The sequence below is a fragment of the Argonema antarcticum A004/B2 genome, from assembly GCF_023333585.1.
Classification (GTDB): domain Bacteria; phylum Cyanobacteriota; class Cyanobacteriia; order Cyanobacteriales; family Aerosakkonemataceae; genus Argonema; species Argonema antarcticum.
Window position 1 is genome coordinate 1 of the sequence record NZ_JAIQZN010000042.1, and the last position, 14,832, is coordinate 14,832.

Genomic DNA, 14,832 nt, shown 5'->3' on the forward strand with positions numbered 1-14,832 from the left:
ACTGTAGCCGCATTGTACGAACGGGTAGCTAAATCCCGCCAGGATTTTCTACATAAGCTTTCCCGAAAGCTCGTCAATGAAAACCAAGTTGTCGTAGTAGAGAATCTTAATGTCAAAGGCATGGTACGCAATCACAATTTAGCTAAAGCCATATCTGATGTGGGATGGGGAACCTTTGTCAATTTCCTAGCTTACAAGCTAGAGAAAAAAGGTGGCAAGTTGGTTGAAATTGACCGTTGGTTTCCCAGTTCTAAGCTCTGCTCTAATTGCTATTACCAGATTGATAAGTTACCGCTTAATATTAGGGAGTGGACTTGTCCTAATTGCGGTACTCGTCACGACCGTGATGGAAACGCCGCAATCAACATTAGAGCGGAGGGCATCAGGATACTACAGACGGATGGAACAGCCGTTTCTGCTAACGGAGGGGAAGTAAGACCTCATATTGGACGCAAGTCTGTTCTGAGGCATTCCTCTGTGATGTTAGAAGCCCACACTATAATCGCTTCGATTTAGTGTGGGTAGTTCACAGCTATGTTTAGTAGTAGTTATAGCAACCGCCAGGGCGATTAAGCCAACTCCAACTGTTACATGAAGTCCATAATCCCTTACGGAGTAACCTCTTCCCTCTTCCCTCTTCCCTAGTCCCTAGCCCCTAGCCCCTAGTCCCTAGCTATAATACTGCATTTTTGTCAGCAACCCCGCCTGAAGCACAGTGCAGTGTAGGCGTTTCTGACTATGAACTGGCGAGAGTAGGAACTGCACTTCTTCCTACTCTCCCCTCATGGGCAGGTACTTAAAAGTGCTTGTGTCGTGTTCGTCCCTGGGCTAAAGCCGCAGGGTTTCCATTCTACCACTTTCTTTTATGACAGCTAAGCTTTTTTGGAAATTTAATTGGCTGTTGCCTCCAATGATCAAGAGAAACCAGCGTATTAGAGCTAAACTCGGCCAGATAGCAGCCCTCGTCTTGCAACAACCAGTTTTGATTAGCAGCATACTGGTTTCGGGTTTGGTGCTAGGAGTTAGGCAACTTGAGGTTTTGCAACCTCTGGAACTGATGGAATTCGATCGCATGACCCAGTTAAAACCGGAAGACCCGCCAGATCCGCGAATTTTGGTAGTCGAAGTTACAGAAGCAGATATCCAAGCCCAAAAACAATGGCCTCTTTCCGATCGCACTATCGCTAGACTGTTATCAAAGCTACAATCTTATCAACCTAAAGTCATTGGTTTAGATATACATCGCGATTTACCCCGCCCACCCGGTCATGCAGAGTTGGTTAAGCAACTTCAAGCGCCAAATGCGATCGCCATCTACAAGCTGGGCGATACCGATGGTACAGGTGTCCCAGCGCCTCCCGGAATTCCAAAAGAACGAATTGGTTTTAATGACTTTGTTCTCGATCCGGATGGAGTAATACGCCGGAATTTTATGTATACCTCTACACAAACTGAAAAACTTTATTCATTTTCTCTACGGTTGAGCCTCAGCTATTTGAAAGATGCCAATATTGGCTTTAGAGCTAATCGTAACGCTCTGCAATTGGGCCAAACAGCATTTATAGCCTTGGATGCCAATTCAGGCGGGTATCAAAATATTGATGCCCAAGGTTACCAAATACTGGTAAACTATCCGCGTAGGAAAGTAGCGCCCCAGGTTACCCTGACACAAGTTTTGAACGGCGAGATCGATCGCAATTTAGTGAAAGACAAAGTAGTGCTGATCGGCACCACAGCACCGAGTGGAAAAGATTTGTTCTTCACTCCCTACAATCCAGCCGATCGCAAAAAAGCCCTGACACCCGGCGTGTTAGTCCATGCTCAGATGGTAAGCCAAATCCTGAGCGCCGTACTAGATGCTAAACCTCTGTTTTGGTTTTGGCCCCAATGGGCTGAAGCCTTATGGGTGTGGGGTTGGTCGCTGGTAGGGGGAATGCTGGCGTGGCGTCTTCGGCATCCCTTATCCCTGGGAATAGCCGGAACTGTAGCCATAGCAGGATTATTTGGAATTTGCTTCGCTTGTTTTCTACAGGCAGGATGGGTGCCCTTCATAGCGCCTGCACTGGCATTAGTAATCACAGGCGGCAGTATGGTGACTTATCAGTTATTTCATCATGCTTTTTACGATTCCTTAACGGGTTTGCCAAACCGAACTTTATTCCTCAAGAAAGTTGACAAAGCAATTGGTCGCACCAAACAGGACGATAAGTTTTTATTAGCCGTTATCTTTCTGGATCTTGACCGCTTTAAGTTTGTCAATGAAAGTCTCGGACATCAATTTGGCGATCGAATGTTACTTGCCGTCACCCAAAGGTTAAAAGCATCTCTGCGTTCTACAGATACAGTAGCGCGGATTGGGGGAGACGAATTTGCCATCCTGCTTGAAACCATTACCGATGTCAATCAGGCAATTCTTGTAGCTGACCGATTGCAAAAGCAACTGACTTTGCCATTTAACTTAAAAGGGCAAGAAATCTTTACAACTGCCAGCTTTGGCCTTGCTTTTAATCAGATCGATCGTTACTACCAACCAGAAGAACTGCTGCGAGATGCCCACACAGCCATGTATCGCGCCAAAGCATTAGGCAAAGCACGCTATGAAATTTTCTCTACGGGTATGCACACCCAAATAGTCACGCGATTGCAGTTGGAAACTGACTTGCGTCGGGCGGTTGCTTCAATGACACAGGGAAATAGCCACGAATTTCTAGTCCACTATCAGCCGATCGTATCCCTAACAACAGGTAAGATAGCAGGTTTTGAAGCACTGATGCGCTGGCAATCCCCCGAAGGCAAATTCATTTCCCCAGCAGAGTTTATTCCAGTGGCGGAAGAAACCGGATCGATCATACCCCTCGGTAAGTGGATATTACAGCAATCTTGCCGTCAGTTGGGTATTTGGCAAAAACAATTTCCCATGCACCCACCTCTAATGATGAGCGTTAACCTTTCCGGTCAACAGTTTTCCCAACCGGATTTAGCCGAACAAATTGAAAAAATTATCAAGGAAACAGGACTGGACGGTAATAGTGTGAAACTAGAGATCACAGAAAGTATGGCAATGAACGATGTTGAATCCACCATTGCCATCATGTTGCGCCTCAAAGCTTTAAACCTGCGATTTAGCATCGACGACTTTGGTACTGGTTATTCATCTTTGAGTTATCTACACCGCTTTCCTGTAGATACATTGAAAGTAGATCGTTCCTTTGTCAGCCGCATGGATAATACTAGCGAAAATGCTGCGATTGTCCAAACTATTGTCATGCTCAGTCATAACTTAGGCATGGACGTAGTTGCCGAAGGAGTAGAAACAGCACCACAAATGGAAAAACTTCGCACACTCGAATGCGAATACGGACAGGGCTATTTCTTTTCTAAGCCACTCCATAACGAAGCAGCAACAGCATTGTTGGCTTCACAACCCCAATGGTGATTAGATAGAATAGGGGCTAGTGCAGGATGGCGGAAATAACTCACCACTAAAAATTGCCAATGATTGCTCTGGAGATCTTGATTTTTACCACTGACAACTGACAACTGACCGCTTGCACTCTAAGTGCCAGTCCAGTAAAAAAGTTAACAAAAAGTACAAAGTCTAAAATCATGAATTATTTACAACGAGGAAGCTCAATTTTAGGAATTGCAATATTAGTGGGCGGAATTACTACCGCACCTTATGCCCAACAAGTAGCCCAAACTAGGGCCGAAGACTTTTATAATCAAGGTATAAGCAAGGCCCAGAGAGAAGATTACCGAGGCGCGATCGCAGATTTGCAAAGATCTGCTAATTTATTTACCCAACAGAGAAATCCCTCAAATGCTTATAAAAGTAAAGCCCTTGCTATCTACGTGCAATTAGTCGAACAAAGACTTCAGCCTACTTCCAGTTCTCAATCCCTGCCAAGTTGGTACAAAATAGGTAAATGTTTGGGCGAACCTACTTGTCAATACGGAATTACTTGGATCGATCCAGAAGCAGAAAAAACGGCTTTTGGGGGTATATTAATCTTAGAAAAACACTTGCGAATGAAAGAAAAGCCCGATGGTTCTGGCGAACCCGTTAAGGCAATTTTAGATGTTCGGGTATTACCAAAACTTCGCCCAGAAGAAATATTACAAAGTAACTGCGAGTTAAGAAGGAAGGCAGACCCGCAAATTTTGGCTATTGTCCAATTTCAGGGATTTGAAGATCGGGATTTGTACACAAAAGTGAGGCAAGCCTGGTGGGCGAATTTAAACACTGAAAAAATTGACCCACTTCCTACTACAAATATTACCTGCATTAATCCATGTCCTGGCGGTTGTTGAAAAGCTTTTTTTATTTACGACAAGATCCAAGGGTTTCACTAAAATGTTTTTGGCAATATTATCGATTTCTATTCCCATAACAATAGAGAAGGTAGCACTTCTGAATGCGCCAACCGAAGCAACTCGTAGCCAATACCAGATGTTCCTTGAAAGAAACTGGGACTAAATACAGAATTAGGTAAATTAGGAAACTGATATCCACCTACTTGTTCTGCCCGACGCACTCCCCAAGCCGCTCTTTTTTCCGCAGCTTCTCGTAATTCGGAACGAGATAATTTTTCGGCAGCCACTAACAGCATCTCTATGCGACCAAAGTTACCGCAGCATACGCAGTCCGCATCATGTAAACTATGCTTTTGCGTAGTCTGCAAAGCAACTTCCACATCTTGATAAATATCATCTGTTGCTAAAATTGACAACCCGCCCAATCGCGCCAAACCAATCCCAGCAGCGCCATGACACCAACTCACCATAAACCCAGATTGACCGTTTTGTTGAGCAAAATCTCGTAAATCCGGCCAGTTTGCAGCTACACTAGAAAAAACGCTCCGCTCATAAGCAATGCCTTCATAAGCTGCTTCTAAATAAGCTTTGTTTTGCGTCACAGCATAGAGTCGCAGCAGCGCATAAGCAATACCCGCCGCACCGTGAGAGAAACCCGTATACGCCTTCTTACCCAAAATTTTCCAAGCTTTCGTAGCACCATTAATGCTAATTTGATGCTCTAGCAAATGCTGACCGCAGGTTATAGCGCGTTCTAAAACTTTTGGCTCTTTTATTTCAGCATATAGTGCCAATAATCCTAATATTGCACCAGCGGAACCGCCAAGAGTATCAAATTGTCGATCGCTTGTAATTAGTTCTGCGGTAATCAGATTAGCAATTCCCAAAGCATCTTCTAAAAGTGACGCTTCTCCCAGGAAATGACTTGTTCTAACTAATGCGTAAATCATCGAACCTAGCCCCGTTGAACCGCCAATTCCACAGCGCACAAATCGGCGGGTAGACTCAAAATCAGCGGTTTGCAAAAATTTGCGAATTGACTGTAAAGCTCCTAAAATTAAATCCCGAAATTGGTGATTGCCTTTGACATAATCCAATGCAGCTAAAAATAGAGCAATACCGCTATTACCGTTATAAAAATCTTCAGGTAAAGGCATCATTTGAAACCGTTCGGCATTGGGAATATAGGCAAAGCTAATCCATTTTACACTACCATCATTCCCCCAGATTGCCCGTTTCTGAATTTCTGTGGCAATGCGCGTCGCTTCTCCTAGTAATTGTTGGCTGCTGAGGGGCTGAATTTGTCCGAAGTCAGCTATATTGGTAATGCGATCGCTTTTTTTATTTGGCACTAACCTCGCATAAAAAGAGCCTTTTATAATCTCGATTTGTTGAGCTAAATCTTTTTCATTCAAGGTTTGTATCTGAGTTAAAACTTGCTGATAACTGGGTTCTTGAAAGTAATGTTCGATTGGTTTTTGTAAACCAATTGTGAGGTTATTGCTGTTAAAATATGCGGCAAAATAGGGAATATCTAACTGCTCCATAGCTTTCAATTCTGCATTAAAAATTGGCCACGAATCAGGCTTTTTGGGAGCGACTAGAAAAGCACGAGATAAGATGTCTAGTTCGATGCTGCGATCGACTCCATCCCGAAGAAATTTGGGAGATTGAATTTTTTGTAAGATTGTCCAATAAATCCTTGTAGCCCGAAAAATAAAGCGCGATCGCTTATTTTTTAGCGCCGCCAAAGGACTATCTTGTGCTAGGAGAACTTCTCGGCGATCGATTAAAAATCGATACATTTGTTCAAAACCAGACACAATTTTGTCGAGATAATCATTGGGCGAAAGGGGAATCCCATTTAAGGTGGGAACATTCGTGGGGACTGGATTTGGGGTATTGGGTACTTTGTCCTGATTTTGCTCTTTTGCTATTAACTGTTCGTCAATACCGCCGAGAGCGCTAACATCGTAGGCAAGGCGATTATTTTTGGCAAATTCCCAACGCGGTAATAATCCTGTGCGTAGTACGGATTCGGAAAACTGTAAGGTTACAGATGTTTCTGCTGCTGTTGCTTCTGGTAATTCGGTGATAGCATTTACCTCTTGGTGCATTAAAGTTTCCATGTCAATTAGCACCAAATGTTCGCCGGTGGCAATTAGATTTTCTCTATGACAATCAACTACTCTAAGTGCATATAGCAGACACAGCAACATTCCGGCTCGTTGATAAAAACGTTGTGCTGCTGCTTCATTTTCACAGGGTAGATGTTCTACATATTCAACCCAACCATAAGTTTTGCGATCGCATACTTTTAAAACTTTGAACTGTAAAGGGATATCCTGCTGATTGCACCAGTCTAAAAACTCTGTATAAGCTGCTTCTGCACCTAAGTCTTTCGGTTTGTAAACAAGTTTCAGTCCGCACTCAAAGGTAATCGCAATCACGGTTGTGCCGCCATTGTGAGGATCGGAGAGAGAAGACTTAATTTCAATTACTTTTCCCAATTCATCATTAGTAATTCGTAATTTTTCTTCGTTCCTCTGTTGTGGTTGAAATATTTGCTTAATTTCTAAGAGATCGGCTTTTAGGCTTTGCAAAAATGCGGCTGTTGTTTCCACCCAAAAATCAATGGCGACTGCCATTAATCGACCTAGTACTGGATATGTTTGGAAAAAAGTCAATAGCCCATCTTGCAAAAGTTTCTGCACGAAAGCTTCATACTGAACTTTGATTTGAGCCTTATCTGTTGATGATTGTGCCAAAACATTAAGAATAGTTTGCCCTAGCGGACGAGAACGGGTGAATTCATATTCAAGGGTTTTGCCGCTGAGATTTATAAGTTGATCGAGTAAACTGCGTTCTAGAGTTAGGTAAGCTGATTCCGAAAGCAGTTCTAAGGGGAGATTCTCTGGAGATAATGAGGTAAAACCGAGACGAGTTAATAGTTTTTGCCGCGCAACAAAGATGGCGGGGAGCAAAATTTCTGCAAATAGTATAGGGTTGTTTTTGTCAATGGGTAATGGCTGATTTATTTTCTCTTCTTGGTGATTGACAAACGAGTCTGCGGTTTCTATAATCTCCTTTAAGGTTTCTGCCCATGTTGGCAAAGTGCGATCGCCTACAGTCGGATGCGATCGCAAAACCCTACTTACTTGAGCCAGTTCCAAACCATCCCACATCAACCGTTTCTGAAACTTCTCCCAATTTCCTTGGGCCACAACATCACACCAACGCTTCAGAATGCGATCGGCCCTCTGCGGTTCGTTAACTTGTGTAACATCAGGGGTCAGTGATTCGATCCTCAGACGTTCTGATAGAGAGCTAGCTTGGGCGACTATTTGTGCTAGAGCAAACTGAGTTATTACCATAATTTCAAGTTTCCATCCCTGAAAGGGATTTTAGATGGTTCATGAATTGCTTAGCTACCGCCGCTAGAGCCATTGGGTCGCTGAGAAAGCAGGTACTGCCAAACCTGGGTGACCTCAGCCTGCATCTCCCTAATGGCAGCTCTATCTGCTTCTGCGTTTTCTACCAGCCTGTTGATAGCGCTATCTGTGGATTCTGCCCACCGGCGAACCGTCTGGTAGAACTCTTCTAAGTCTTCTCTCTGGGCCAAACGCGCATCCCGTTCGTTAATCAGGTTAGTCGCCATATTGTCGAGTATTCGTTCGATACGGTCTAGTCGTTGTTGTTCTGGTGTTTGGGTCATTGATGTTTACTACAATCCATTGACATTCCACATTTACCAAAGAAACGAGCGGAAAGCCCCTGACTTCAGGCATGGGGATGAACGCGGTGGCGGCTTTAGCCGCCTATAGATATTAATATTTTGTATTAGATAGCTCAATGCTGTATAATATAAATATGACAGGTAAATACAAATCTAACAACAATATCGTCTATTCCTGTAAGTATCACATTGTTTGGTGTCCCAAATATAGGCGCAAAGTGCTTATACAAGGCGTAGATATTCGACTCAAAGAAATACTGGAAGAAGTCAGTGTTGAATTTCAAGCCGATCTCATTGAAATGGAAATAATGCCAGACCACGTTCATATCTTAGTTGAGTGCGATCCGCAGTTTGGTATAGCTAAATTAATTAGATATATGAAAGGTCGGTCATCTCGCCTTCTACGCCAAGAGTTTCCTTGGTTAAAAAGCCGTCTACCCTCCCTTTGGACTAACAGTTATTTTGTCTCAACTGTCGGCGGTGCGCCAATCTCAATAATTAAGCAATATATCGAGAATCAAAAGAATGTCTAGCTACGGATGCCAGCAAATCTTAATCACCCCATGCCAGGAACTGGGAGCAATACTTGAATATGTCTGCTCAGAATCTGCCAAGCTAACCAACTGCGGTATTTATTATTCAAGGCAGTTATTTTTTCAAGCTGGTCAGATTGCTACTAAGTTCGCTCTGCATAAAGAAATGAGGAACAATCCCCACTTTAAAGCATTGCAATCTCAAGTAGCACAGCAAGCCTTAACCACTGTCGCCGAGTCGTTCAAATCCTTTATGGGACTTATTAAAGCCTATCGTCAAGGAGCTATTGTCGAACGTCCTAAACTACCTAAATATCGCCAAGGTGGACTTGCTCTAGTAACTTACCCATCGCAAGCAGTCAAGCTAAAAGATGGAATACTTAGATTTCCGCTAGGGAACAAAGTTAAAGCATGGTTTGGACTAGATGCTTTCTATATGCCGATGCCAACTAACCTAGACTACTCTGCCATCAAGGAATATAGGATACTTCCTAGAAATAGATGTTTCTATCTTGAGCTTGTCTACAAGCTTGAATTAGCGAAAGTTGATGTTAGCCCTGACAAAGTTCTCGGCATCGATCATGGAATTAATAATTGGTTGACTTGCGTGAGCAATGTTGGTACTAGCTTTATTGTCGATGGGTTGCATTTAAAATCCTTAAACCAATGGTACAATAAGCGAATCTCTATGCTTCGGTCAAATCAGCCTCAAGGCTTCTGGAGCCATCAGCTTGCTAGGCTCACTGAAAAGCGTAACCGCCAAATGCGAGATGCCGTAAACAAAGCGGCTAGAAAAGTTATTAACCACTGCCTTGATAATAGCATCGGCAAAATTATCTTTGGCTGGAATACTGGTCAAAAAAATAGTGCAAACATGGGCTCTAAAACTAATCAAAAGTTTCTCCAGCTCCCCACGGCAAAACTCAAAGATAGGATTGCTCAACTGTGCGAACAGTACGGCATTAAATTTCGAGAAACTGAGGAGAGCTATACTTCTAAAGCTTCGTTTGTTGATAGAGACTATCTGCCTAAGTTCGGCGAAAAACCTGAAGGGTGGAAAGAATCTGGCAAGCGGGTACAGCGTGGTTTGTATAGAACTGCTCAGAATTGGTATATCAATGCTGATTGCAATGGTGCTGCAAACATACTTAGAAAAGTAGCGACAACACTTGAATTTGATTTAAGTGGAGTTGGTAGGGGCGCTTTGACTACGCCCTTAAGGTTCAGATTATGGACTCTTAAAGAATCCCCGTCCCTTTAGGGCTGGGGAGTGTCAACTAATCTCTAATTTAACCAAAAAAACTTCGTGCAACTTGGCGAATTTCTAAAGGAAGAAGATGATATTCTGACCAAAAGGACGGTAAAGTAGCAGACTTCATAATTGCTCGTAGTCCATCGGCTGCGCTTGTCCTTGAGCAATTTGTTGTTTTGCTTGTCTAGCTGCTTCTACCAGTTTACTTTGGGTTTTCTCAAAAGATTGATTCCATTGCCATTCATCTTGAGAATCAGCAATGTATTCTCGTAAATGATCAATAATTCCTTCTTGTTGTGAATCAGGTAGAGATTCTAAAATTTTAACAATAGTTGCTATATTTTCTCTTGACATTGTGGCTCTCAGTTATTTAGTGGTTGATGAAAAGTTTCAATCCCTGAAAGGGATTTTAGTCGATTTCCAGCTTAAAATGTATCTGTTATTAGCAGATACATGGTTGTTTCAATCCCTGAAAGGGATTTTAGTCGATTTCCAGTCTACTGCACCTTCTAATGTATTAGCAGATGTAGCAAGTTTCAATCCCTGAAAGGGATTTTAGTCGATTTCCAGTTGCAAACATCGTTGCCGGTGGAGGTTATAAAAGTGAAGTTTCAATCCCTGAAAGGGATTTTAGTCGATTTCCAGGGAGAATGCAAAACTTCCCGATAAAGTGACAGGTTTCAATCCCTGAAAGGGATTTTAGTCGATTTCCAGTCACTTGCACTACCCAGCTTTCTGGGTGCATATAGTTTCAATCCCTGAAAGGGATTTTAGTCGATTTCCAGCGAACTAGCGCCTGAGAAATTCGAGATGGACAAAGTTTCAATCCCTGAAAGGGATTTTAGTCGATTTCCAGCTCAGAATCCCAGCGATAGCCTTCGCCTTCTAAGTTTCAATCCCTGAAAGGGATTTTAGTCGATTTCCAGGCAGCTTACTCACCTCCTAGCTGCTGGTGTTGGTTTCAATCCCTGAAAGGGATTTTAGTCGATTTCCAGGAAAACCGAACAACGCAAACCACAGCAAAAACCCCCAAGTTTCAATCCCTGAAAGGGATTTTAGTCGATTTCCAGGGGTATTAATTGTAGTGGCAACTGTTTGATAGGTTGTAGTTTCAATCCCTGAAAGGGATTTTAGTCGATTTCCAGGAGTTAGCTAAATCTAGAAGGAAAGCGATAAAGCTAGGGTTTCAATCCCTGAAAGGGATTTTAGTCGATTTCCAGGAAAGCAATGGGACGCAAACCATACAAGCCAAATGTTTCAATCCCTGAAAGGGATTTTAGTCGATTTCCAGATTACTCAGTTTTGAACAGAGCGTTTGCATCTTTCGTTTCAATCCCTGAAAGGGATTTTAGTCGATTTCCAGTCCAGGCGAGCCGACTGGGGAAATACTACATGAGGTTTCAATCCCTGAAAGGGATTTTAGTCGATTTCCAGATCGCACTCGAATCCCACCAAGAGGCTGTTTTCTGTTTCAATCCCTGAAAGGGATTTTAGTCGATTTCCAGATGGCTAAATCTACAAGGGTCAAACTTCCCCTTAAAGTTTCAATCCCTGAAAGGGATTTTAGTCGATTTCCAGTGATTATCCGTTTTCGGCGCATTTCTACATTATCTAAGTTTCAATCCCTGAAAGGGATTTTAGTCGATTTCCAGTTTCACCCGCGGCTATAGTCTGGGTGCTTGTGAAGTTTCAATCCCTGAAAGGGATTTTAGTCGATTTCCAGTCCGGGTTAGCTCTCCTTCATTGGAAAAGTCTGGGTTTCAATCCCTGAAAGGGATTTTAGTCGATTTCCAGTCTTCATATTCTGGTCGCATGATCCCGTGAGCTTCGTTTCAATCCCTGAAAGGGATTTTAGTCGATTTCCAGACCAGAATTATTCGGGTCGCTAAAGCCGTATCCACCGCGTTTCAATCCCTGAAAGGGATTTTAGTCGATTTCCAGGTGCGATTGGCAGACAGAGGTAGCCAGGGTGATGCGTTTCAATCCCTGAAAGGGATTTTAGTCGATTTCCAGCCACTTGCTGCATTAGGCGCAGCATTTGCTGCCTTAAGTTTCAATCCCTGAAAGGGATTTTAGTCGATTTCCAGATCCCTACGGCGATGATGGTGGCGAACCCGGTGCAGTTTCAATCCCTGAAAGGGATTTTAGTCGATTTCCAGCGGGGTGGCGCAATTCGTATCGCAAAGAACCATCAAAATTGTTTCAATCCCTGAAAGGGATTTTAGTCGATTTCCAGCCCCTGCTCAAATTTTCTAGTGCTGGATATTTCTCGGTTTCAATCCCTGAAAGGGATTTTAGTCGATTTCCAGTTTTGCTTCTGGGAGGGTTGCTGAGGGAACTTCAGCGTTTCAATCCCTGAAAGGGATTTTAGTCGATTTCCAGGCAAAATCCAAGAACCAGAAGCACCAGGCTCAAAAAGTTTCAATCCCTGAAAGGGATTTTAGTCGATTTCCAGCCACTGGGGGGATATTCAGCTTTGGGAAAATAGGTTTCAATCCCTGAAAGGGATTTTAGTCGATTTCCAGTTAATGCTGTCGTGGATGAAGTTGAATTCGGTAGGTTTCAATCCCTGAAAGGGATTTTAGTCGATTTCCAGGTGTTACCTCGTTCGCATCCCTGGCGGAAGCGTTGTTTCAATCCCTGAAAGGGATTTTAGTCGATTTCCAGCGATCGCTCTCGTTTCGCGATCGCTCTGGCTATTTGAGTTTCAATCCCTGAAAGGGATTTTAGTCGATTTCCAGGTTATTGGTTGGAGCTTTTACACCATCAGGAGTAGCGTTTCAATCCCTGAAAGGGATTTTAGTCGATTTCCAGGTTGTGTATTTTCCCTTGCCGGGAAGGCGATCGCACTCCGTTTCAATCCCTGAAAGGGATTTTAGTCGATTTCCAGATTAATTAACCAGAGGCGATATCTGCCTTTTGCATAGCGACTGTTTCAATCCCTGAAAGGGATTTTAGTCGATTTCCAGACTTTCATCCCAAGCTGTGGTTTTCCAGAAATAGTTTCAATCCCTGAAAGGGATTTTAGTCGATTTCCAGGAACTTGAATCTGTTCTTTAGCTATTAAGGCTGGGTTTCAATCCCTGAAAGGGATTTTAGTCGATTTCCAGGGAATTCCCTTCGTACACACCAAGAAAAATATCGTTTCAATCCCTGAAAGGGATTTTAGTCGATTTCCAGCTGGTAATTCAGAGCCAGAATCGTAATCTGGATAGTTTCAATCCCTGAAAGGGATTTTAGTCGATTTCCAGTCCTGAACTTACTTTCTTAGCTTTAGAAAATCCTAATGTTTCAATCCCTGAAAGGGATTTTAGTCGATTTCCAGGCTCGTTCCCGGCTCGATCGCACACCGCTTTGCAAAATGTTTCAATCCCTGAAAGGGATTTTAGTCGATTTCCAGTGCTGTCCCTCAGAACGCTTACTGTATTTAGTTTTCAAGGTGCTTTTGCGACTACCACCTAAGACAATAGCATTACAGCCTGGTAACTTGTCAATACCCTCCAAGAAAAAACCTCCAAAAACCAGTCTACATAAGCTTTCCAGCAATTGCGACAACCTCGATCGCATCCCAAAACCTTGAAATCCTTGCTGGGGGAGGGATACCGCCGCAAATTCCACACCCTCCCGCCAAACACCCCCTGGTAGTCGCAACTAGGCGAAGAAAATCGAATCATCGCGCACCGCTTCGCCCCCAATCCGCTCCACCTTACCTTGACAGCAGGCACACAGGAAGTAAAAGCGGATACTGTCCGACTCAGGTTTAATCAGCTTGGCTAGACGCGATCGCAGTTTAGCATATTGCGTCTCCGTCAAATCGCACTCAAACACACTAAACTGCATCCACTGTCCGTAAGACTTAAGGACAGAATGAACCTTAGTCCGACGACTATCCTCGGAAATATCGTAAGAGACAACAACAAACATCTTATTTCAAAACCAAAGGAGGATACTTCTCAATCTCGCCCATCAAATACTTCGCCACCAAACGCGCCTGAATCTCAAACGCCTCCTGATAAGTACATTGTCGTCCCAACACCGGATGTTTAAACTTCGATTGCTTCTTCTCCTCATATAGTTTCAGAAACTCACGCCGTCCCTCAGCAGATAACAACACCGCATTACTAAGCGGTTCCATCGTAAAATCACCCGGACTAACCTTTCGCAAATTAATCGCACCCAAAACAAAAGCATCAACCACCAAAGGTCGAAATTCCTCCATCAAATCCAACGCCAAACTAGGACGACCGTAATGTTGACAATGAAGATATCCCAAATAAGGATCGAACCCCACCAAATTAACCGCACTTTGGATATCGTGACGCAGCAAAGAATAACCAAAACTCAGCAGCGCATTAACCGAATCCGTAGGAGGACGGCGGTTTCTACCATTAAAACTAAACCCTTCCACCCGAATCAACTGATTAAAAGCACCGAAATAACCAGCACTCCCAGAACCCTCCAAACCGCGCAAAGAATCGATCTTATTAGTATCATCGATCGGGCCAATACTGTTTTCAATCCGAGAAATCGCCCCATCCAAATCCAGTTCCGAATACTTCCGCCCCTGTCGCAACAACATCATCCGATAATTCTTCAACTTCCCACGTACAAAACCTTTTACCAAATGAACTGCTTTTGGAGATTCCCCAGCAGCATCCCACTGCGCCTTTCGCACAAAGATATTTTTACTCATTTCCGGCTCCAAACGTCCCAAATAACGTCCAGTCTCAGTCAAAAAACTCAAAGGAATATGCCGTAACAAAAACTCATTCACCACCGCAGGCGAAACCGTAGCACGCCCCAAAACCACAACCCCATCCACCTTAATTAGAGGCACATCCAAAAGCTTCTCATTCTTCGCCTTCACCAACAAACGCTCGTCATTCTTACCCACAAAAGCATCTTCAGCCGTAATATAAACAGTTCCCATTTCGATTTCCTCCTCTTGTTAAATTCTTGCACCTACGTTGTCAGCCCGTCTGCGATTCAAATCCACA

At 43.4% G+C, this 14,832-nt stretch carries 11 protein-coding genes and 1 CRISPR repeat array; of the genes, 5 read left to right on the forward strand and 6 right to left on the reverse strand.

Features of this window, described 5'->3' with window-relative positions:
• Both LAY57_RS18265 and LAY57_RS18270 read left to right on the forward strand, forming a co-directional pair.
• On the forward strand, positions 1–516 hold a 516-nt coding region (locus LAY57_RS18265; RefSeq protein WP_249068246.1), incomplete at its 5' end, for an RNA-guided endonuclease InsQ/TnpB family protein.
• A 394-nt stretch (positions 517–910) separates the two neighbouring features.
• Complete coding sequence (locus LAY57_RS18270) at positions 911–3,436, forward strand: EAL domain-containing protein (RefSeq protein WP_249068247.1); 2,526 nt, start codon at positions 911–913, stop codon at positions 3,434–3,436.
• Between the two features lie 46 nt (positions 3,437–3,482).
• Here LAY57_RS18270 and LAY57_RS35890 read toward each other — a convergent pair whose 3' ends face one another.
• Positions 3,483–3,608: a hypothetical protein gene (locus LAY57_RS35890; protein ID WP_275994148.1), complete on the reverse strand. Its 126-nt coding sequence runs from the start codon at positions 3,606–3,608 to the stop codon at positions 3,483–3,485.
• Between LAY57_RS35890 and LAY57_RS18275 the strand changes: the two genes are divergently transcribed.
• Entirely contained in the window at positions 3,607–4,311 is a 705-nt protein-coding gene (locus tag LAY57_RS18275) for a hypothetical protein (RefSeq protein WP_249068248.1), read from the forward strand. The genes LAY57_RS35890 and LAY57_RS18275 overlap by 2 nt on opposite strands.
• 68 nt (positions 4,312–4,379) lie before the next feature.
• Here LAY57_RS18275 and LAY57_RS18280 read toward each other — a convergent pair whose 3' ends face one another.
• Both LAY57_RS18280 and LAY57_RS18285 read right to left on the reverse strand, forming a co-directional pair.
• Complete coding sequence (locus tag LAY57_RS18280; RefSeq protein WP_249068249.1) at positions 4,380–7,688, reverse strand: type 2 lanthipeptide synthetase LanM family protein; 3,309 nt, start codon at positions 7,686–7,688, stop codon at positions 4,380–4,382.
• A 50-nt stretch (positions 7,689–7,738) separates the two neighbouring features.
• Positions 7,739–8,029 carry a hypothetical protein gene (locus LAY57_RS18285; protein ID WP_249068250.1) on the reverse strand — a complete coding sequence of 97 codons (291 nt, stop codon included), beginning with the start codon at positions 8,027–8,029 and terminating at the stop codon, positions 7,739–7,741.
• Between the two features lie 155 nt (positions 8,030–8,184).
• Here LAY57_RS18285 and tnpA point away from each other — a divergent pair, with 155 nt between their 5' ends.
• A complete protein-coding gene (gene tnpA / locus LAY57_RS18290; RefSeq protein ID WP_249068302.1) occupies positions 8,185–8,583 on the forward strand; it encodes an IS200/IS605 family transposase in 399 nt (132 codons plus the stop codon).
• Positions 8,576–9,844 carry an RNA-guided endonuclease InsQ/TnpB family protein gene (locus tag LAY57_RS18295; protein ID WP_249068251.1) on the forward strand — a complete coding sequence of 423 codons (1,269 nt, stop codon included), beginning with the start codon at positions 8,576–8,578 and terminating at the stop codon, positions 9,842–9,844. The genes tnpA and LAY57_RS18295 overlap by 8 nt, the downstream gene beginning before the upstream one ends.
• A 114-nt stretch (positions 9,845–9,958) precedes the next feature.
• On the opposite strand, the gene LAY57_RS18300 is transcribed toward LAY57_RS18295, so the two are convergent.
• The 3 genes from LAY57_RS18300 to cas1d all read right to left on the reverse strand — a co-directional run bounded on the left by LAY57_RS18300 (position 9,959) and on the right by cas1d (position 14,765).
• Positions 9,959–10,189, reverse strand: a complete 231-nt coding sequence (locus LAY57_RS18300) for a hypothetical protein (protein ID WP_249068252.1) — start codon at positions 10,187–10,189, stop codon at positions 9,959–9,961.
• A gap of 33 nt (positions 10,190–10,222) precedes the next feature.
• A CRISPR array of direct repeats spans positions 10,223–13,235; the repeat unit is 37 nt; unit sequence GTTTCAATCCCTGAAAGGGATTTTAGTCGATTTCCAG.
• A gap of 251 nt (positions 13,236–13,486) precedes the next feature.
• Entirely contained in the window at positions 13,487–13,759 is a 273-nt protein-coding gene (gene cas2 / locus LAY57_RS18305) for a CRISPR-associated endonuclease Cas2 (RefSeq protein ID WP_249068253.1), read from the reverse strand.
• A gap of 1 nt (position 13,760) precedes the next feature.
• Entirely contained in the window at positions 13,761–14,765 is a 1,005-nt protein-coding gene (cas1d, locus tag LAY57_RS18310; RefSeq protein ID WP_249068254.1) for a type I-D CRISPR-associated endonuclease Cas1d, read from the reverse strand.
• Positions 14,766–14,832: the final 67 nt, after the last annotated feature.

Excerpts from the sequence above, each read along its gene's own strand:
- LAY57_RS18270 (WP_249068247.1), top strand. The coding sequence starts at position 911 with ATGATCAAGAGAAACCAGCGTATTAGAGCTAAACTCGGCCAGATAGCA.
- LAY57_RS18275 (WP_249068248.1), top strand. The coding sequence starts at position 3,607 with ATGAATTATTTACAACGAGGAAGCTCAATTTTAGGAATTGCAATATTA.
- LAY57_RS35890 (WP_275994148.1), bottom strand. The coding sequence starts at position 3,608 with ATGATTTTAGACTTTGTACTTTTTGTTAACTTTTTTACTGGACTGGCA.
- LAY57_RS18280 (WP_249068249.1), bottom strand. The coding sequence starts at position 7,688 with ATGGTAATAACTCAGTTTGCTCTAGCACAAATAGTCGCCCAAGCTAGC.
- LAY57_RS18285 (WP_249068250.1), bottom strand. The coding sequence starts at position 8,029 with ATGACCCAAACACCAGAACAACAACGACTAGACCGTATCGAACGAATA.
- tnpA (WP_249068302.1), top strand. The coding sequence starts at position 8,185 with ATGACAGGTAAATACAAATCTAACAACAATATCGTCTATTCCTGTAAG.
- LAY57_RS18295 (WP_249068251.1), top strand. The coding sequence starts at position 8,576 with ATGTCTAGCTACGGATGCCAGCAAATCTTAATCACCCCATGCCAGGAA.
- LAY57_RS18300 (WP_249068252.1), bottom strand. The coding sequence starts at position 10,189 with ATGTCAAGAGAAAATATAGCAACTATTGTTAAAATTTTAGAATCTCTA.
- cas2 (WP_249068253.1), bottom strand. The coding sequence starts at position 13,759 with ATGTTTGTTGTTGTCTCTTACGATATTTCCGAGGATAGTCGTCGGACT.
- cas1d (WP_249068254.1), bottom strand. The coding sequence starts at position 14,765 with ATGGGAACTGTTTATATTACGGCTGAAGATGCTTTTGTGGGTAAGAAT.